Raw genomic sequence first — 19,415 nt, 5'->3', positions numbered from 1 at the left:
TGTTTAGTGGAATGAGGGGGCGCTGCCCCCTCAAGCTCCCCCGAGGTATTTTCGGACCAGAGAAGAGGGACCGGCGCGTGCGATTGAACCCTTCGCGGTCTTGCTGCGTTGATGCGGCAGCGTGCCGGACGGTGCGCCATGTGAGGAGACAGGACATGCGTTGGATACTCGCCGGGCTGATGGCCCTGATCGCGGCACCGCTGGCGGCGATGGACACCCGGTTCGGGGAGGTCGAGATCGCCCCGCTGGGCGAAATGGAAAAGGGCCTGATGTTCCAGGGCGAGGTGATCGAACTGCCATCGAACCCCTATTACGCTTTCATCGAAGCGGCGCTTCACGACTGGCTGCTCGTGTCCGTCTCGCAAGGTGGAAATGCCTGTGCCACCGAATACGTCTGGGCCAAGCTCTCGGACGAGGGCGTGGCGTTTTCCGAGGTGTTCGGCACCTGCGCGGAAGGGTTCGAGATGACCGAAGTGCCGGCGGGCGCCAAGGTCACGATCCCGTCGGCGGACGTGGGCGCGGGGCCCGTGTCGTTCATCTATGACGGCGAGGCGATCAGCCGGGTGCAGGAAGGCCCGGAGCCGATCGGCTGGACACCGGGCGAGCCGGGCGCCTTCTGGCTCGAGCGCTATGCCTTCGACTTCTTCGGCGCGGGCGAGCTTCAGGGGCACTTGGCCAACATGATGCCGCCCGACATGGTGGCGCTGGCCGAGAAGAATGCCGAACTGGGCGGACCGTTCGAAATGCAGGATGGCTGGATCGTGGCGCGCGCCTGCGAAAAGCTGGAATGCGAAACGAATTACGTGGTGGTCGCGGTGTCGGACGCGGGCGACCGGATCGTGATCGGCATCGCGAAGGAGAATATGGACGCCGAGATTTACGGCGATACCGACGGCCCGCTCCCCGCTGCCATCCAAGAGATCGGGGCCCGGTAGTTGTCATTCGCCATGTGAGCGGGTATCCCGCCCGGTGAGGAGTGCTGCCATGACACCGGACGAGATCGAGAGCCTTTTCACCCGACAGGGGCGCTACAGTTTCGCGCGCTGGGGGCGCCCCATCGCGCCCGTGGTGTTCGGCGTCGAGGACGAGACGCTCAGGATGCTCAAGGGCTGTATCGAGGCGGTGACCACATTCGCCGGGCACCCCATGGCCGAGACGGATATGGAGATCGGTACGAACCTGATGCTCTTCTTCCTGCGCGACTGGTCGGAACTGTCGGGGGTGCCCAACCTCGACAAGATGATCCCCGACATCGACCGGATCGTGTCCAAGCTCGCCAAGGCCGACGCGGTGCAATACCGGACCTTCCGCTTTGACGAGGCGGGGGCGATCAAGGCCGCTTTCGCCTTCGTCCGCATGGGCGGCGGGATGGAGAAGCTGCCCGCCGACACCGTCGGGCTGATGCAGGCCGCGCAGATCATGCTGACATGGGGCGAGGGCGCGTTCGCCGAGACCTCGCCGCTCGCCAAGCACACCGAGAGCGGGGTGACGATGCTGCGGCCGGAAATCGCGGACCTGATCCGCGTGGCCTATGACCCGGTGATGCCGGTGGCGGCGGACGATCCGTCCCACGCGCTCAGGCTGTCGGCGCGGATGCAGGGCTGATGCGCGCCTTCGTCGCTTTGGACCTGCCCGAGGCGATCCGCCGCCCGTTAACGCGGCTTCAGGCCGGGCTGTCCGTGGGGCGGCTGGTGGACGAGGACAACCTGCACCTGACGCTGGCGTTTCTGGGCGAGATCGATCCGCAGAAGGCGCAGGATCTGGCGGCGCGGCTGGCCGACCTGCCGGATGCGCCGATCGAACTGACACTCACCGGCATCGACATCATGGGCGGCAAGAAGCCCAACCTTCTGGTCATGGATGCCGCCCCCACGCAGGCGCTGGTGACGTTGCAGGACCGGGTGCGCCGGATCGCGATGGATGCCGGGATTGAAATGGAGCGGCGGCGCTTTCGCCCGCAAGTGACGCTTGCGCGTTTCGGCAAGGTGATGACCACCAAGGACGAGCGGGGGCTGGCCGCGTTTCTGTCGCTGAACGCGCCATATTCCTTGCCGACCGAACTGGCGGATACGGTGACGCTTTATCGTTCGCACCTCACGGGCGACAGCGCGGATTATGAACCGCTGGCTGAATTTCTGCTGACCGGATAGGACGTTACGCAAAGAGGCTCACATGACCCATACCTTCCCCGTGCATGTCTATTACGAGGACACCGACCTTGCCGGCATCGTCTATTATGCCAATTACCTGAAGTTCATCGAACGCGCCCGGACCGAGTGGATTCGCGGGATCGGGGTGGATCAGACGCGGGTGAAGGAAGAGCAGGGGATCGTCTTCGCCGTGCGCCGGGTCGAGGCGGATTATCACAAGCCCGCGAAGTTCGACGACGATCTGACGGTCGAAACCAGCGTCGAGGCGATGACGGGGGTGCGGATCGTGCTCAAGCAGGACATAAAGCGCGATGGCGAGCTTCTGTTTTCCTCGACCGTGACCATCGTCGCGCTCACCGAAACCGGCGCGCCCGCCCGTTTGCCAGCGAATATCCGCCAAAACCTGCACTGAAACGCCCGTATTTCATGCCGAACACGCGGTTTTGTTGGCTATCGGGCTTCAATTCGGCTACCGTGCTGTTCCATAGAGCCGTCCGATAGAGATGGCCGTCGAGGCAGTCATAGGCAGGTAACGGACCCATATGGAACAGGATGCCCTCGCGCTGGCAGGAGAGATGGATTTCTCCTTCTGGGCGCTTTTCTTCCGCGCAACGCTGATCGTGAAACTGGTCATGGTGCTTTTGGTGGCCATGTCGTTCTACTCCTGGGCGATCATCGTCACGAAGTTCATGCAATTCCGCCGCGCCAAGGCGGAGGCCGCAATGTTCGATCAGGCGTTCTGGTCGGGCGAGCCGCTGGACGAGCTTTACGAACAGATCGGACCATCGCCCACGGGATCGTCGGAAAAGGTCTTCGCCGCCGGGATGCTGGAATGGCGACGCTCGCACCGCGCCGATGGCGGGTTGATCGCAGGCGCGCAAAGCCGGATCGACCGCTCGATGGACGTGGCGATCGCGAAAGAGGCCGAGGGGCTGAACGCGCGGCTGGGTTTTCTTGCCACCACCGCCTCGTCGGCGCCGTTCATCGGGCTGTTCGGCACGGTCTGGGGCATCATGCATGCCTTCACCGAGATCGCGCAGCAGCAGAACACCAACCTCGCCGTCGTGGCACCAGGGATCGCCGAGGCGCTGCTGGCGACCGGGCTGGGCCTGCTCGCCGCGATCCCCGCGCTGATCTTTTACAACAAGCTGACCGCCGACAGCGACAATGTCGCCGCCGGGTGGGAAAGCTTCGCGGACGAGTTCTCGACCATCCTCAGCCGTCAGTTGGACAGCTGACATGGCAGGTTCCGTCGCAACTTCCGCCAAGCCACGCGCCCGTAGGGGCCGTCGCCGGGGTCGCCATCGCGCGATGATGGCCGAGATCAACATCACCCCCTTCGTGGACGTGATGCTGGTTCTGCTCATCATCTTCATGGTGGCCGCGCCGCTGATGACCGTGGGCGTGCCAGTGCAACTGCCCGAAACCGCCGCCACGCCGCTGCCGGCTGTCGAGGAAGAGCCGCTGACGGTCACGCTGACCGAAGAGGGCACCATCACGCTCATGACGACCGAAATCGCGCGCGACGACCTGATCCCGCGCCTTCGCGCCGTCGCCGCCGAACGCTCGGACAACAAGATCTTCCTGCGAGCCGACGGGCGCGTGCCGTATGCGCAGGTCGCGCAGATCATGGGGGCGCTGAACGCCGCCGGGTTCAATGACATCGGCCTCGTCACCGAAACGGGCGGGCCGAGCATGGACGGGGCTTCGAGGTAGGGCACGGGTTTGAAGACCGGCTACTATATCTCGGGGATCGGTCACGGACTTCTGATCCTCTGGCTCCTGTTCGGGGGCATCTTCGAGTTTCGCTCGGAGGAGCCGTTCGTGCCGGTGGCCGATGTCTCGATCATCTCGGAGGAGGAGTTCGCGGCCCTGACCGCGCCGCCCGTCGGTGCGCCCGAGCCGGAGGAAGCCGCGCCGACCGAAACGCCGGTCCCGCCCGCACGACCGGAGCCGGAACCCGAACCGCAGCCGGAACCCGAACCCGTGCCGGAGCCCGAGCCGACCCCGCTGCCGGAGCCGCCCGCTCCGGCGCCGTCGCTGCCGACCGAGGACGTTCAGCCCGAGACGACCGAGCCGACGCCGCCTGAGGCCGACCGCGTCGCGCCCGAGATCGCGCCGGAACCCGAACCGCAGGCCGAGATCGCGCCGGAGGTGGCACCCGAGGTCGCGCCGTCGGAAGAGGCGGTCGAAACCCCGCCCGAGGAAGAGCAGGAAGCGACCCAGCCCGAGGCCGCGACGACCGAGATCGTGACCGAGGCCGAGACGCCGCAATCCTCTGCGCCCACCACCTCGATCCGCCCTCAGGCCCGCCCCGAGCGGCCCGAACCGCCTGTCGAAACCGCCGCGCCGGACCCCACGCCCGAGCCCGACCCGACCCCGGAGCCCGCCGAAGAGCGTGACCCGATCGCCGATGCCGTGGCCGATGCGGTGAACGACGCGCTGACCAGCGACACGCAGGGCCAGACCGACCAGCCCGCGCCCCTTGGGCCGCCGCTCACCTCAGGTGAACGGGACGGGCTGCGCCTTGCCGTGTCGCAATGCTGGAACCTCGGCTCGTCCTCCACGGACGCGATGAAGACGACCGTCGTGGTGCTCGTCCAGATGCAACCCAACGGCGTGCCGTCGGGCATCGAACTGGTCTCGTCCGAGGGGCCGACACAGGACGCGGTGCAAACCGCCTTCCAAGCCGCGCGACGGGCGGTTATCCGTTGCGGGGCGAACGGCTATAATCTGCCGAGTGAAAAGTACGAACAGTGGCGTGAGATTGAAATGACCTTCAATCCGGAGAATATGAGGCTGCGATGACCAAACTGAACCTGCTTGTGGCGCTCGTCTTGATGACGCTTGCGCCCGTCTTCTCCGCCACGACGGCCACGGCCCAGCAAGGCCCGCTTCGGATCGAGATCACCGAGGGTGTGATCGAACCGCTGCCCTTCGCCGTGCCCACCTTTCAGGCCGAAACCGGCAGCGCCGGCGCGATTGCCGAGGAAATCAGCCGCGTGATCGCGGCGGACCTGTCGGGCACCGGGCTGTTTCGCGAAATTCCGTCCTCGGCGTTCATCGCGAACGTCACCAATTTCGCCTCGCCGATCCAGTATGCCGACTGGAAAGCGGTGAACGCACAGGCGCTTATCACCGGGGCCGTGTCCGAACAGGGCGGCCAGATCAACGTCAAGTTTCGTGTCTACGACGTGTTCTCGGGCACCGAACTGGGGCAGGGGCTGCAATACACCGGCACCACCGACGGCGTGCGCCGCATCGCGCACAAGGTGGCCGATACCGTCTATTCCCGGATCACGGGCGAGACCGGGTATTTCGACAGTCGCGTGGTGTTCGTCAGCGAAAGCGGACCCAAGAACGCCCGGCGCAAGCAGCTGGCGGTCATGGATTACGACGGGGCCAACGTCAAATACCTGACGGATTCGGAATCGCTCCTTTTGGCGCCGCGCTTTTCCAAGTCGGGCGACCGGGTGCTTTACACGTCCTATGAAACCGGGCAGCCGCAGATCTACGTGCTCGAGGTCGGATCGGCGCAGCGCCGGGCGCTGGGCACCGGGGGCGGCAACATGGCGTTCTCGCCGCGCTTCTCGCCCGATGGCAACGGCCTGATCTTTTCGCTCGAACAGGGCGGCAACTCGGAAATCTACCGGATGGACCTGAACGGTGGCGGGCTGGTGCAATTGACCAATTCCCCCGCCATCGACACCGCGCCCAGCTTTTCGCCCGACGGGTCGCGGATCGTGTTCGAAAGCGACCGCTCCGGCACCCAGCAGATCTATGTCATGTCCGCCAACGGCGGCGAGCCGCAGCGCATCAGCTTCGGCCCCGGCCGTTACGGCACCCCGGTCTGGTCGCCGCGCGGCGACCTGATCGCCTTCACCAAGCAGAACGCGGGCCGGTTCCACATCGGCGTCATGCGCACGGACGGGTCCGAGGAACGTCTGCTGACCGCGTCCTTCCTCGACGAGGGCCCGACCTGGGCCCCGAACGGGCGTGTCATCATGTTCACCCGCGAAAGCCAGGGTGCCGAGGGTGCGCCGGGTCTTTACTCGGTCGACATCTCGGGCCGCAATCTGCGCCGCGTGCCGACGCCCGATGCCGCCTCGGACCCGAGCTGGGGACCGCTCCAGAACTAAGGAAAAGACCTGTGCGGCCCGATCTGATAGACTGGCCGCATTCGAGCAACGATAAACACGAAGGACAGGATTTCATGAAAAAGACCACCATCGCCCTCCTGATGATCGGCGCTGTCGCGCTCTCGGCCTGTTCGCGGGACCGCTACAACAGTGCGACCGACGGGGCCAACAACAGCGGCGTTGCAGGCAGCGTGAACGACCCGACCTCGACCGCCTATTTCAACCAGACCATCGGTGACCGCGTGCTGTTCATGGTGGATCAGTCGACCCTCAGCCCGCAGGCGCAGGGCATCCTCGACCAGCAGGCCCAATGGCTGAATTCCAACACCGCCTATTCCGCGATCATCGAAGGTCACGCGGACGAGCAGGGCACCCGCGAATACAACGTGGCGCTCGGCGCGCGCCGGGCCAGCTCGGTCCAGAGCTACCTGATCGAGCGCGGCGTTGCACCCGGCCGCCTCAAGACCGTAAGCTACGGCAAGGAGCGTCCGCTCGCGATCTGTTCGGACGAAAGCTGCTACCAGCAAAACCGCCGGGCGGTAACGGTGCTGACGACCGGCGCCGGAACCTGACCGACCGGCCTGACGGGGTGACATGACGCCATGAGGCTGAGAACGAGTGTGATGGCCGTGGCCTGCGTGATGACGCTGGCCACGCCGGGTCTTGCACAGGACCGCGAGCAGACGCTTGCGGATGTGCGGCAGGAACTGACCGTGCTGAACGTGGAACTGGCCAAGGTCCGGTCCGAACTCAACACGACCGGCGCGCCGAATCCGGTGGCGTCGGGGTCCACGCTGGACCGGGTGAACGCCATCGAGGCGGCTTTGACGCGCCTGACGAACAAGACCGAAGAGCTTGAATTCAAACTGAATTCCATCGCGACCGACGGCGCGAACCGGATCGGCGACCTGTCGTTCCGGCTGTGCGAACTGGAAAGCGATTGCGACATCATGAACGAGGGGATTTCCAAGCCTCTGGGTGGCGTCGAAGCGGCGGCTGTGTCGCAGTCGATGACCCCGACCACGCCGCAATCCGACACGTTCTCGGAAACCAACAACACCCAGCTTGCCGTGGGCGAGCAGGCGGATTTCGATGCCGCGATGGCTGCGATGGAAGCTGGTGACTTCGCCGGTGCCGCTAGTATGTTCCAGACCTTCGTCGACAATTACCCCGGCACGCCGATGACCGGGCAGGCGCTGTTTCTGAAGGGCGAGGCCCTGAACGCGCAGAACATGGTGGCCGATGCGGCCCGTGCCTATCTCGCGTCCTTCTCGGCCGATCCGACCGGGCAATCCGCGCCGAACGCGCTGGTGCAGCTTGGCACGGCCTTGGGCCAGCTTGGCCAGACGAACGAGGCCTGCGCGACCTTGGGCGAGGTGCCGAACCGCTTCCCCGGTTCGAACGCGGCGGCCGAGGCACAGGCAGAGCGGCAACAGCTCGGCTGTCTGTGACACCGGAAGAGGCGTTCGGGGCGGCGCTGGCCGCCGCGCAGACCGATCACACCATCGACAATCTGGTCGTCGCCGTTTCCGGCGGCGGCGACAGCATGGCGCTGCTTCATGTCGCGCAGGCTTGGGGGCGGACGCAGGGCAAAGCCGTCTCGGCGCTGACCGTGGACCACGGGCTGCGTGACGAGGCCGCGACCGAGGCCGCGCGCGTGGCCGAGATCTGCGCGGACCTCGGTGTCGCGCACCGAACGCTCGATTGGCCCGACTGGGACGGGCAGGGCAATCTACAGGCGATGGCGCGCGCCGCGCGTTACGACCTCATCGCCGATGCCGCGCCCGCCGGGGCGGCGATCCTGATCGGGCATACGATGGACGACGCCGCCGAAACCTTTCTCATGCGTCTGGCGCGTGGCTCCGGTGTCGATGGGCTGTCGCGGATGCGGTCAACGTGGACGGACCGCGGCCACCTCTGGCTGCGTCCGTTTCTGACCGTGCGCCGGGCCGCGCTGCGCGACTGGCTTCACGACCGCGAAATCGGCTGGATCGACGACCCGACCAATGACGACACGCAATACGATCGGGTGCGGATGCGGCAGGCGCTGGACCTGCTCGCCCCCCTCGGCATCGACGCCGAGCGGCTGACCATGACCGCTCAGGCAATGACCGAGGCGCGGCAGGCGCTCGAGCACTGGGCCGAACAGGCGGCACGCGGCACGGCATGGACGGAGGCGGGCGATGTGGTCTTCGACCAGGCCAAGGTGCAGGCATTGCCGCGCGAGACGCATGATCGCCTGATCGCCCACGCGATCGGCTGGGTCGCCAGCGCGGCATATCGTCCGCGCCGTGCCGCGCTGATTCAAGCGGTGCGCGATGTGACCGAGACCGGCCGGGCCACGCTGGGCGGTTGCCTGCTCACCGCGAAAGGCGGGACGCTGCGGGTCGGGCGCGAACCAAAGGCGGTGACCGATCTGCGGGTCTCGCCCCCGTCGATCTGGGACAATCGCTGGCGTCTGAGCGGCCCGGACGCGCCCTCTGGGCAGGTTCTTGCCGTCCGCGCGCTTGGGGCCGGGGGGCTGTCGGACTGCCCGGACTGGCGCGAAACCGGCCTTCCGCGCGATACGCTTTTGGCAAGCCCGGCGGTGTTCGCGGGCGACAGGCTGGTCGCCGCGCCGCTCGCCGGACACCCCGCAGGCTGGCGCGCCGAGCTTTGTCCGCCGCGCGGCGATTTCTTCACATCGCTTTTATCGCATTGAACATATGGTCACGTTCCCTATTTTAGAAGGAAACCAGTGTGACGGTGCGCCGTCACGCCCGGGCAGACCCGGACCCCCATCCGGCATCGTGAGGAGATAACCTTGGGTAACGCGCGAAATTTCGCCTTCTGGATCGTGCTCTTCCTGCTGATCCTGGCCCTCTTCAACCTGTTCTCCAATGGTCAGGGCTCCATCGCCTCGACCGCGGTGAGCTATTCAGATTTCATCGAAGACGTCGAGAACGGCGAAGTGACCAAGGCCACGCTGGATGGCGAGAACGTCACCTACGTCGGGTCCGGTGGTACCGTCTATTCGACCGTCGTGCCGCGTGACGCGGACGTGTCCGAACGGCTTCTGGCCGAGGGCGTCAACGTCGAGGCCAAGAAGCAGGAGCAGTCGGGCTTCCTGTCGCTGCTGTCGCTGCTCTTGCCCGTCATCATCCTGATCGGTTTCTGGTTCTTCATGATGAACCGGATGCAAGGCGGCGGACGTGGCGGGGCCATGGGCTTCGGCAAGAGCCGTGCCAAGCTTTTGACCGAGCGTGAGGGGCGCGTGACCTTCGACGACGTGGCGGGCATCGACGAGGCTAAGGAAGAACTGCAAGAGATCGTGGAATTCCTGCGCAACCCGCAGAAATTCTCGCGCCTTGGCGGGCAGATCCCCAAGGGTGCGCTTCTGGTCGGCCCTCCGGGCACGGGTAAGACGCTTCTGGCCCGCTCGGTCGCGGGTGAGGCGGGCGTGCCGTTCTTCACCATCTCCGGCTCCGACTTCGTCGAGATGTTCGTCGGCGTGGGTGCATCCCGTGTCCGTGACATGTTCGAGCAGGCCAAAAAGAACGCGCCCTGTATCGTCTTCATCGACGAAATCGACGCCGTGGGCCGCCATCGTGGCGCAGGCTATGGCGGCGGCAACGACGAGCGTGAGCAGACGTTGAACCAGCTTCTCGTCGAAATGGACGGGTTCGAGTCGAACGAGGGTGTCATCATCATCGCCGCGACCAACCGCAAGGACGTGCTGGACCCCGCGCTTCTGCGCCCCGGCCGTTTCGACCGCCAGGTCACCGTGCCGAACCCCGACATCAAGGGCCGCGAAAAGATCCTTGGCGTGCACTCGCGCAAGGTGCCGCTCGGCCCCGACGTGGACCTGCGCATCATCGCGCGCGGCACGCCCGGGTTCTCGGGTGCCGACCTTGCCAACCTCGTGAACGAGGCGGCGCTGATGGCCGCGCGTGTGGGCCGTCGTTTCGTGGTGATGGAAGACTTCGAGAACGCCAAGGACAAGGTCATGATGGGCGCCGAGCGCCGGTCGATGGTCCTGACCGACGAGCAGAAGGAACACACCGCGTATCACGAAGCCGGTCACGCGGTCGTGGGCCTGTCGCTGCCGAAATGCGATCCGGTCTACAAGGCCACGATCATCCCGCGCGGCGGTGCGTTGGGGATGGTGGTCAGCCTGCCCGAGATCGACCGCCTGAACTGGCACAAGGATCAGTGCGTCCAACAGCTTGCCATGACCATGGCCGGCAAGGCTGCCGAAATCATGCGCTGGGGCGAGGACGAGGTGTCGAACGGCCCCGCCGGCGACATCATGCAGGCGAGCCAGTTGGCCCGTGCCATGGTGATGCGCTGGGGCATGTCGGAAAAGGTCGGCAACATCGACTACGCCGAAGCCGCCGAAGGCTATCAGGGCAACACCGGGGGCTTCTCGGTCTCGGCCCACACCAAGGAACTCATCGAGGAAGAGGTGCGCCGCTTCGTGCAGGACGGGTATGAAACCGCCCGCCGCATCCTCGAAGAGCGCAAGGTGGAGTGGGAGCGTCTGGCCGAAGGTCTGCTGGAATACGAGACCCTGACGGGCGAAGAGATCAAGCGCGTGATGGCCGGTGACCCGCCGCATATCGACGAAGACGAAGATGGCGGCGCGGGCGAGAAAGCCGACGACAAGCCGTCGGTCGCCGCGATCCCCAAGACCAAGCCGCGCAAGAAGCCAAAGGGCGACGGCGGGCTGGAGCCGGAACCGTCGGCGTAACGTCAGCACCACAAGAACACGAGGCCGGGGTCCAAGCCCCGGCCTTTTTCTTTTGCGCGTGGTATCCAGACCGCGCAATTGCGCATAGGATCGAAGCGACAAGGAAAGGGACGCGCCGATGACCACCGCCGACTGGAATCCCGAAGCCTACCAACGCTTTCGCGGGTTGCGCCTGCGCCCGGCGCTGGAGCTTCTGGCACAGGTCCGCGACCTGCCCGACGGGCCGGTGGTCGACATGGGCTGCGGCGCAGGCGCGGTGGCCGAGGCGCTGTCGACGCGCTACCCGAACCGCGATCTCTATGGCATCGACAGTTCCGCCACCATGTTGGCCGAGGCCGAGGCGATGGGCCTTTATGCCCGGCTGACCCGCGACGACGCGAACGACTGGACCCCCGGCTACACCCCTGCGCTGATCTTTTCCAACGCGCTGGCCAACTGGCTTCCCGACCATGCCACGCTCTTTGCCCGCTGGGCCTCGGTTCTGCCGGACCGCGGTGCGCTCGCCGTGCAGATGCCGCGCCAGTATGACGAACCCTCGCACCGGCTGCTGCGCGATCTGGCGGAGGATATGTTTCCCGACCGCTTCGATTTCGCGGAGTGGACACCCCCCGTCGCCCCGCCGCAGGTCTATGCCGACATGCTCGCCCCCTTGGGTGACATCCGGGCGTGGGAAACGACCTATGTCCAAGACCTCGCCCCGGTGGCCGAGGGGCACCCGGTGCGCCACTTCACCCAGTCCACGGTGATGCGGCCCTTCGTGGCCGAGCTGTCGGAAGAAGAGGCCGCGCGCTATGTCGCGGCTTACGAAACGCTGCTCGCCAAGCACTATCCCGCGCGCGCCGATGGCCACGTGCATTTCCCGTTCAGACGGGTGTTTTTCGTGCTGACACGTGGGACGTGACCGTGACCCGCCGCGACCCAGCCCGGCGTGACCGCCCGCACCCGAATGCCCGTCATCGGGTCTTGAACGGGGCGACAAGGACCGCGCGTTGATGCAGGGGAGCCTGTTCCTCGACGGTCTCGGCCTGCTGGGTGCCGCGCTTTACCTAGGCTCCTACGCCGGGTTGCAGTTCGGGGTGATCCGGGGCAACTCGGCGCTTTACACCATCCTCAATCTAGCCGCGTCGCTTGCGGTCCTCACCTCGCTCTTCTCACAGTGGAACCTGAGTTCCGCGGTCATCCAGACAAGCTGGGTCGTGATCTCGCTCGTCGGGTTGACGCGGCTCTGGCTGCTTCAGCGGCGGCTCCGGTTCGACGATGCCGAGCAGGTGTTCTACGAAACCCATCTTGGGGCGCTCCGCCACATCGACGCGCGCCGTTTCATGGACGCGGGCGAATGGGTGGACCTCGCGGTGGGCGAGGGTCTGACGACCGAGGGCGCGCCGGTCGAGGCGCTGTTCTTTCTGGTAGGCGGCGAGGCCCGCGTGATGGCGGGATCGCAGGAGGTTGCGCGACTGGGCGAGGGCGCTCTCATCGGCGAATTCGGCGTGCTCACGCGCGCACCGGCCAGCGCGACGGTCGAAATCACCCGGCCCGCGCGGGCCTTTCGCATCACGGCGGATGCCCTGGAAACGCTCGGAGATCGCAACGGTGAACTGCTCCGTCAACTCAGCTTCGTCTTCGCCTTGTCGGGACAAGCCAAGCTTGCCACGTCGAACGCGCGCCTGCGGGGCTCGTCGCTTGACGCCGCCCGGTGATTGGGGTCGAGTGCCGCGACCGCAGCACAGGACCCAATGACCATGAGCGAATATTTCGACGAAGCGCCCTATGCGGCCCGGATCACATGGCTCGGCCATGTCGCGGATCGGGCGGCGGCGCTGGCCTCTGAAGGGCAGGCGCAGGCGGTCCTGACCTATGGCGGCATCGAGGGCGAGGACCATGGCGGCGTGACGCGGCCCGCGTGCAGCCGCGTGTCGATCCTGCATCCGCGCGACACGCAGATCCGCAACACCCGCCAACTGACGATCCTCGCCGCCGAACAGATCGACGAGATCGCGCGGAATATGGGGCTCGACCAATTCGACCCGGCGTGGATCGGCGTGTCCATGGTCGTCGAGGGCATCCCGGACTTCAGCTACGTTCCCCCGTCCTCGCGCCTCCAGACCCCCGATGGCGCGACGCTGACCATCGACATGGTCAACCATCCCTGCACGCTCTCGGGCCGTTCGGTCGAACGCTTCGCGCCGGGCTACGGGCCCAAGTTCAAACCGGCGGCCGTCGATCTGCGCGGCGTCACGGCGTGGGTCGAGCGCGAAGGCACGCTGACGGTGGGCGACGAGATCCGCCTTTTCGTCCCGAAACAGCGAGGCTGGCGGCCGGGCGTCTGACCGGACGTCTCCGAACGGGGGCGCAGGTTTCCGAAAGGTCACCGAGTTTCCGGCCCGGTGCCGCAAACCCGCGCATTTTCGTCGCGTATCGCGTTGTCCGATCGGCTATCCCTGCGCACATTCCGGGCGAATTCAGCCAATTGGTCCGGGGAGGACACCATGAGCCATAAATCCGATATCGAAATCGCGCGCGCCGCGAAGAAACGCCCGATCGGGGAGATTGGCGACAAGCTTGGCATCCCGTCCGACCATCTGCTGCCCTACGGCCACGACAAGGCCAAGATCAGTCAGGACTTCATCAATTCGGTCGAGGATCGCCCGGACGGAAAGCTCATCCTCGTGACCGCGATCAACCCGACCCCTGCGGGCGAGGGCAAGACGACGACCACGGTGGGCCTTGGCGACGGGCTGAACCGGATCGGTAAGAAGGCGATGATCTGTATTCGCGAAGCCTCGCTCGGGCCGAACTTCGGGATGAAGGGCGGGGCTGCGGGGGGCGGCTATGCGCAGGTCGTGCCGATGGAGGACATGAACCTCCACTTCACCGGCGATTTCCACGCGATCACCAGCGCGCACAATCTGCTGTCGGCGATGATCGACAACCACATCTACTGGGGCAACGAACTGGGCATCGACGAGCGGCGGGTGACGTGGCGCCGGGTCGTGGACCTCAACGACCGGGCGCTGCGCGATGTGGTGACCTCGCTCGGCGGTGTCGCCAACGGGTTCCCGCGCCAGACCGGGTTCGACATCACCGTGGCGTCGGAAGTCATGGCGATCCTTTGTTTGGCCAAGGATCTGAGCGATCTTGAGGCGCGGCTGGGCGACATCATCGTGGCCTACACGCGCGACCGCGACCCGATCACCTGCCGCGATGTCGGGGCCGAGGGCGCGATGACGGTTCTGCTCAAGGACGCGATGCAGCCCAACCTCGTCCAGACGCTTGAAAACAACCCGGCCTTCGTTCACGGCGGCCCCTTCGCCAACATCGCCCACGGCTGCAACAGCCTGATCGCGACGCGCACGGCGTTGAAACTGGCTGACTACGTGGTGACCGAGGCGGGCTTCGGCGCCGATCTGGGTGCCGAGAAGTTCATGAACATCAAGTGTCGCAAGGGTGGGCTGGCCCCCGCCGCCGTCGTGCTCGTCGCCACCGTGCGCGCGATGAAGATGAACGGCGGTGTGGCCAAGGCCGATCTGGGGGCCGAGAACGTCGATGCGGTCAAGGCGGGCTGCCCGAACCTTGGCCGCCATATCGAGAACCTCAAAGGGTTCGGCGTTCCGGTGGTCGTCGCGATCAACCATTTCGTTACCGACACCGACGCCGAGGTGCAGGCGGTTAAGGATTACGTCGCCGAACACGGGACCGAGGCGATCCTGTGCCAGCATTGGGCCAAGGGATCGGAAGGGACCGAGGCGCTGGCCACCCGCGTCGCCGAGATCGCGGATGCCGGCATGGGCAGCTTCGCCCCGCTCTACAACGACGATCTGAGCCTGTTCGAGAAGATCGAAACGGTGGCCAAGCGCATCTACCGCGCGGATGAGGTGCTCGCGGACAAGAAGATCCGCGACCAGCTGCGCGCGTGGGAGGCGGCGGGCTATGGCAACCTGCCGGTCTGCATGGCCAAGACGCAGTATTCCTTTACCACCGACCCCACCCGGCGCGGCGCCCCCACGGGCCATTCGGTGCCGGTGCGCGAAGTCCGGCTGTCGGCGGGCGCGGGCTTCGTCGTGGTGATCTGCGGAGAAATCATGACCATGCCGGGCCTGCCGTCCAAACCGGCCGCCCTGACCATCGGGCTGGACGACAACGGCGACGTGCAGGGGCTGTTCTGAGGCGGAGGCCGCGCGACCGGGCATCGAGCCCGGTCGCACGGTGCCTTCGGCGAAGGTATTTTTGGACCAGAGAAGCGGGCGAGCGCGCCCCTTCCCACAGACGAGGAGAGAGCGGATGAGCGCGACGATCATCGACGGCAAGGCTTTCGCCGCCGAGGTGCGCGGCAAGGTGGCCGAGCATGTGGCGGAGCTTGCCAAGAAGGGCATCAAGCCGGGACTGGCCGTGGTGCTGGTGGGCGAAGACCCCGCCAGTCAGGTCTATGTCCGCTCGAAGGGCAAGCAGACGGTCGAGGCCGGGATGGAAAGCTTCGAGCACAAGCTGGATGCTTCGACTTCCGAGGCCGACCTGCTCGCGCTGGTCGACAAGCTGAACAACGACCCCACGGTGAACGGCATTCTCGTGCAACTGCCGCTGCCCGACCACATCGACGAGGACAAGGTCATCGGCGCGATCGACCCGGCCAAGGATGTGGACGGGTTCCACATCTCGAACGTCGGGCTGTTGGCGACGGGGCAGAAGGCGATGGTGCCCTGCACCCCGCTTGGCTGTCTGATGCTGCTGCGCGACCATTTCGGATCGCTCTCGGGCAAGTCGGCGGTGGTCGTGGGCCGGTCGAACATCGTGGGCAAGCCGATGGCGCAGCTTTTGTTGCGTGACAGCTGCACGGTGACTATTGCCCACAGCCGCACGAAGGACATCGAAGACGTGGTGCGCGGGGCCGATATCGTGGTTGCCGCCGTGGGCCGGCCCGAGATGGTGACGGGCGACTGGCTCAAGCCCGGCGCCGTGGTCATCGACGTGGGCATCAACCGTCTGCCGCCCGCCGAAGAGGGCGGGAAGGGCAAGCTGGTAGGCGACGTCGATTTCGCCTCCGCTTCCGAGGTCGCGGGCGCGATCACCCCGGTGCCGGGCGGTGTCGGCCCCATGACCATCGCCTGCCTTCTGGCGAACACCCTGACCGCGACCTGCCGGGCCAACGGCCTGCCGGAGCCTGAGGGGCTGACCGCCTGAACCAATTCGCGCGCCCGGACCCGCGTGCCGGGCGCGCAATCGCTTGATCTGAACGAATGTTCAGTTAATCTTCACCCATGGCGCGAAAATCCGGCTCCCACGCCGACATCACTGGCCCCAAGGTGCGCGAGGCGGCATTGAAGCTCTTCGCACGCGACGGCTATGCGGCGGTCTCGATGCGCAAGATCGCGGCGGAGGTCGGCGTTCAGGCCGGGGCGCTCTATCTCTACACCCCCGACAAGCAATCGCTGCTCTACGACCTGATGAAGGTCCATATGGAGGAGTTGCTCGACGCTTGGGGACAGGCCGACACGGGCGGCACGCCGCCTGAACGGCTGGAGGCCTTCGCGCGCTTCCACATCCATTATCACCTCGACCGGCCCGACAATATCTTCATCGCCTACATGGAGTTGCGCAATCTGGACGACGCGAATTTCGCCGAGATCGAGGTGCTGCGCCGCCGCTACGAACAGGGTCTGATCGACATTCTGGAGGCAGGAAACGCCAGCGGCGATTTCGCCGTGCCGGACCCGAAACTCGCCGCGATGGCCGCGATTTCCATGCTGAACGGGGTGACCACGTGGTTTCGCGATGGCGGCCGCCTCAGCCGCGAAACGGTCGAAACGATCTATTGGGACATGCTGCGCAAATCCGTGGCCGCGTGAGGCCGCGCGCGTTAACCTGACGCCATTCCGTTTCAGGAGTTCTGCCATGCGCCTTGCCCTTGTCGCAGCCCTTACCACCGCGCCGGCCTTTGCCGAACCGATGGGCTGCTACCACCGCACCTATTCCGACGCCCACATCGCGGCCCATCCCGAACAGGTCGTCTCGGCGATCTCGGTCGCCTTCGGGATCGACGAGTACGACCAGTATTCCGCCTCCGTTGCGGTCAGCACGTCGAATGGCGGCCATGTGAAGGACACGGAGCTTGCGCTCAGGACGTTCGAGCAGGGGCTTCTGTGCTGGAACGACGGGGGCGAAGTGACCTGTTCGGTCGACTGCGACGGCGGGTTCTTCGAGGTCACGCGCGACACCGGCGACAGCATCGACCTGACGCTGACATACCTGTGGGTCGGCGAGACCGAGGAATGCGGGGGCGCGGTGGACATCGCCGAGGTGTCCGGCGAGCCTGTCGTCTACCGTCTGTACAAATCTCCGCCCGAGGCCTGCGTGGTCAATTGAGGCGGGCGCGCGGGCGGCCTATATTGGCGCCATGTCGTTGCCCCCCGGATTCTTGGATGAACTTCGCACCCGCACCTCGCTTGCGCAGGTGGTCGGGCGCAAGGTCATGTGGGATCAGCGAAAATCCAATCAGGGCAAGGGCGATCTCTGGGCCCCGTGCCCGTTCCATCAGGAAAAGACAGCCAGTTTCCATGTCGATGACCGCAAGGGATTCTACTACTGCTTCGGCTGCCACGCGAAGGGCGACGCGCTGTCCTTCGTGAAGGAAACCGAGAACGTCGGCTTCATGGAGGCGGTCGAAATCCTCGCCCGCGAAGCCGGGATGCAGATGCCGGAGCGTGACCCGAAGGCGCAGGAAAAGGCCGACCGGCGCACGCAACTGGCCGAGGTGATGGAGCAGGCGGTGCAGTTCTTCCGTCTGCAACTCAAGACCAACTCGGGCGTCGGCGCGCGGGAGTATCTCGACCGTCGGGGGCTGAAGGAGGCCGCACAGGACCGCTGGGACATCGGCTTTGCCCCGGACGGATGGCAGGGGCTGTGGGACCATCTGCGCGGCAAGGGCGTGGCCGACGACCTGATCCTCGGGGCAGGGCTCGCCAAAGCCTCGTCCAAGGGCAAGCAGCCCTATGACACGTTCCGCAACCGGATCATGTTCCCGATCCGTGACGCGCGCGGGCGCTGCATCGCCTTCGGGGGCCGGGCGATGGACCCGAACGACAATGCGAAATACCTTAACAGCCCCGAGACGGAGCTGTTCGACAAGGGCCGGTCGCTCTACAACCACGGGCCTGCGCGCGAGGCGGCGGGGAAGGGAACGCCACTGGTGGTGGCCGAGGGCTATATGGACGTGATCGCGCTGTCCGAGGCTGGGTTCGGCGCGACCGTGGCCCCGCTCGGCACCGCGATCACCGAGGATCAGCTGCGCCTTCTGTGGCGCATCGCCCCGGAACCGATCATCGCGCTCGACGGCGATACCGCAGGGCTGCGCGCGGCCATGCGTGTCATCGACACCGCGCTGCCGATGCTCGAAGCCGGGCAGTCCTTGCGCTTTGCGATCATGCCCGAGGGGCTGGATCCCGACGATCTGATCAAGGCACAGGGCGCGGGCGCGATGCAGAAGGTGCTGGATGGGGCGCGGCCCATGGTGAGCCTGCTGTGGCAGCGCGAAACCGAGGGCAAGGTCTTCGACAGCCCGGAGCGGCGCGCGGCGCTGGACCGCGACTTGCGGCAAGCCATCGCCAAGATCCAAGACCAGTCGATCCGCCAGCACTACGGCGAAGAGATCAAGCGCCTGCGCTACGAACTCTTCAATCCGCGCCGAGACAGCGCCCCGCGCCAAGGCGGCTGGCAGGGCGGCGGCGGGCGGCGTGGCCCGTGGAAACCCGCCGGGCCGGCGTTCCAGCCCGCCACCAAGGGTTCGCTTCTGGCGGCTGCGTCGGGGCAGGTCGAAGAGGTGCTGCGCGAGGCCGTGATCCTTGCCACCCTCGTCACTCATCCGCACCTGATCGAAAGCTTCGAGAGCGCCTTTGAGCGGGTCGAAATGGCCACCGATGAACATGCGGCGATGCAACGGGCGATCCTGTCGTTCGACGGCGAGGCGACGGAAGACCTGTGCGCGAAAATCGACGCCGAAGTCGGCACGCGCGCCCTTGAAAAACTCTTCGCCCTGAACCATGTGCAGATCGCACCCCCGATACGCCGCAAGGACGATCCGGAGCTCGCGGCGCTGTGTCTGGCCGAGGAGCTTGCCAAACTCGATGCCGCGCGTGGCGCCAGACACGAACTGGACGACGCGGTGGCCGAGATCGGCGCCTTGAGCGACGAGGGGCTTACATTCCGCCTGTCCGAGGCCGTGCGCTTGCTTGACGAGGCGCGGCGGGGGCAGGGCGACGACAAGGGACTGTTCGACCGCGCCGACAACGGCGTCATGGTCGCGCGCGAGGAGAAAGACGCGCTGGATGCGCTCTTGAAGCAGATCGAGGATCAACAGGGCGGACGCAAGAGACCCTGATCCATCACATTTTGAGAAAACACAAAGGT

At 65.9% G+C, this 19,415-nt stretch carries 20 protein-coding genes; all 20 read left to right on the top strand.

The genetic code is table 11. The annotated features are described in order from the left end of the window. Nucleotides 1-155: 155 nt before the first annotated feature. The 20 genes from RB2654_RS05890 to dnaG all read left to right on the top strand — a co-directional run bounded on the left by RB2654_RS05890 (nucleotide 156) and on the right by dnaG (nucleotide 19,386). Nucleotides 156-935, top strand: a complete 780-nt coding sequence (locus RB2654_RS05890; protein WP_040884466.1) for an Ivy family c-type lysozyme inhibitor — start codon at nucleotides 156-158, stop codon at nucleotides 933-935. Nucleotides 936-984: 49 nt separating this feature from the next. Continuing rightward, nucleotides 985-1,605, top strand: a complete 621-nt coding sequence (locus RB2654_RS05885; protein WP_008329578.1) for a hypothetical protein — start codon at nucleotides 985-987, stop codon at nucleotides 1,603-1,605. Then, on the top strand, nucleotides 1,605-2,150 hold the full coding sequence (gene thpR, locus RB2654_RS05880; protein ID WP_008329572.1) for an RNA 2',3'-cyclic phosphodiesterase: 546 nt from the start codon (nucleotides 1,605-1,607) through the stop codon (nucleotides 2,148-2,150). The genes RB2654_RS05885 and thpR overlap by 1 nt, the downstream gene beginning before the upstream one ends. A gap of 22 nt (nucleotides 2,151-2,172) precedes the next feature. Further along, nucleotides 2,173-2,562, top strand: a complete 390-nt coding sequence (gene ybgC, locus RB2654_RS05875) for a tol-pal system-associated acyl-CoA thioesterase (RefSeq protein ID WP_008329570.1) — start codon at nucleotides 2,173-2,175, stop codon at nucleotides 2,560-2,562. Nucleotides 2,563-2,692: 130 nt separating this feature from the next. Further along, a complete protein-coding gene (gene tolQ / locus RB2654_RS05870; RefSeq protein WP_008329569.1) occupies nucleotides 2,693-3,388 on the top strand; it encodes a protein TolQ in 696 nt (231 codons plus the stop codon). Between the two features lies 1 nt (nucleotide 3,389). Beyond that, the gene (tolR, locus tag RB2654_RS05865; RefSeq protein WP_040884464.1) at nucleotides 3,390-3,866 is read left to right on the top strand and encodes a protein TolR; all 477 of its coding nucleotides are present in this window, start codon (nucleotides 3,390-3,392) and stop codon (nucleotides 3,864-3,866) included. A gap of 9 nt (nucleotides 3,867-3,875) precedes the next feature. Then, nucleotides 3,876-4,958, top strand: a complete 1,083-nt coding sequence (tolA, locus tag RB2654_RS05860; RefSeq protein WP_008329567.1) for a cell envelope integrity protein TolA — start codon at nucleotides 3,876-3,878, stop codon at nucleotides 4,956-4,958. A 32-nt stretch (nucleotides 4,959-4,990) separates the two neighbouring features. Beyond that, complete coding sequence (gene tolB / locus RB2654_RS05855) at nucleotides 4,991-6,289, top strand: Tol-Pal system beta propeller repeat protein TolB (RefSeq protein WP_235889186.1); 1,299 nt, start codon at nucleotides 4,991-4,993, stop codon at nucleotides 6,287-6,289. A gap of 74 nt (nucleotides 6,290-6,363) precedes the next feature. Further along, on the top strand, nucleotides 6,364-6,861 hold the full coding sequence (pal, locus tag RB2654_RS05850) for a peptidoglycan-associated lipoprotein Pal (protein ID WP_008329565.1): 498 nt from the start codon (nucleotides 6,364-6,366) through the stop codon (nucleotides 6,859-6,861). Between the two features lie 30 nt (nucleotides 6,862-6,891). Continuing rightward, nucleotides 6,892-7,740 carry a tol-pal system protein YbgF gene (ybgF, locus tag RB2654_RS05845; RefSeq protein ID WP_148912594.1) on the top strand — a complete coding sequence of 283 codons (849 nt, stop codon included), beginning with the start codon at nucleotides 6,892-6,894 and terminating at the stop codon, nucleotides 7,738-7,740. Then, nucleotides 7,737-8,990 (top strand): tRNA lysidine(34) synthetase TilS, encoded by a 1,254-nt coding sequence (gene tilS / locus RB2654_RS05840; RefSeq protein ID WP_008329551.1) that lies wholly within the window; start codon nucleotides 7,737-7,739, stop codon nucleotides 8,988-8,990. The genes ybgF and tilS overlap by 4 nt, the downstream gene beginning before the upstream one ends. Nucleotides 8,991-9,092: 102 nt before the next feature. Beyond that, the gene (ftsH, locus tag RB2654_RS05835; RefSeq protein ID WP_040884462.1) at nucleotides 9,093-11,018 is read left to right on the top strand and encodes an ATP-dependent zinc metalloprotease FtsH; all 1,926 of its coding nucleotides are present in this window, start codon (nucleotides 9,093-9,095) and stop codon (nucleotides 11,016-11,018) included. A gap of 118 nt (nucleotides 11,019-11,136) precedes the next feature. After that, the gene (locus RB2654_RS05830; protein ID WP_008329549.1) at nucleotides 11,137-11,919 is read left to right on the top strand and encodes a methyltransferase domain-containing protein; all 783 of its coding nucleotides are present in this window, start codon (nucleotides 11,137-11,139) and stop codon (nucleotides 11,917-11,919) included. Between the two features lie 91 nt (nucleotides 11,920-12,010). After that, nucleotides 12,011-12,715 carry a Crp/Fnr family transcriptional regulator gene (locus RB2654_RS22290; RefSeq protein ID WP_008329548.1) on the top strand — a complete coding sequence of 235 codons (705 nt, stop codon included), beginning with the start codon at nucleotides 12,011-12,013 and terminating at the stop codon, nucleotides 12,713-12,715. A 36-nt stretch (nucleotides 12,716-12,751) separates the two neighbouring features. After that, nucleotides 12,752-13,345 (top strand): MOSC domain-containing protein, encoded by a 594-nt coding sequence (locus RB2654_RS05820; protein ID WP_008329536.1) that lies wholly within the window; start codon nucleotides 12,752-12,754, stop codon nucleotides 13,343-13,345. 159 nt (nucleotides 13,346-13,504) lie between these two features. Further along, nucleotides 13,505-15,181, top strand: a complete 1,677-nt coding sequence (locus RB2654_RS05815) for a formate--tetrahydrofolate ligase (protein WP_008329534.1) — start codon at nucleotides 13,505-13,507, stop codon at nucleotides 15,179-15,181. 115 nt (nucleotides 15,182-15,296) lie between these two features. Further along, complete coding sequence (gene folD, locus RB2654_RS05810; protein WP_008329532.1) at nucleotides 15,297-16,193, top strand: bifunctional methylenetetrahydrofolate dehydrogenase/methenyltetrahydrofolate cyclohydrolase FolD; 897 nt, start codon at nucleotides 15,297-15,299, stop codon at nucleotides 16,191-16,193. A gap of 77 nt (nucleotides 16,194-16,270) precedes the next feature. Beyond that, on the top strand, nucleotides 16,271-16,858 hold the full coding sequence (locus RB2654_RS05805) for a TetR/AcrR family transcriptional regulator (protein WP_008329531.1): 588 nt from the start codon (nucleotides 16,271-16,273) through the stop codon (nucleotides 16,856-16,858). Nucleotides 16,859-16,904: 46 nt separating this feature from the next. Continuing rightward, the gene (locus RB2654_RS05800; RefSeq protein WP_008329529.1) at nucleotides 16,905-17,375 is read left to right on the top strand and encodes a hypothetical protein; all 471 of its coding nucleotides are present in this window, start codon (nucleotides 16,905-16,907) and stop codon (nucleotides 17,373-17,375) included. Nucleotides 17,376-17,406: 31 nt separating this feature from the next. Then, entirely contained in the window at nucleotides 17,407-19,386 is a 1,980-nt protein-coding gene (dnaG, locus tag RB2654_RS05795) for a DNA primase (RefSeq protein ID WP_040884459.1), read from the top strand. Nucleotides 19,387-19,415: the final 29 nt, after the last annotated feature.

Origin of the sequence: Maritimibacter alkaliphilus HTCC2654 (genome assembly GCF_000152805.1) — a bacterium.
GTDB lineage: Bacteria > Pseudomonadota > Alphaproteobacteria > Rhodobacterales > Rhodobacteraceae > Maritimibacter > Maritimibacter alkaliphilus.
Note: the sequence above shows the minus strand (reverse complement) of the source record. Positions and strands in the feature narration are given on the sequence as shown.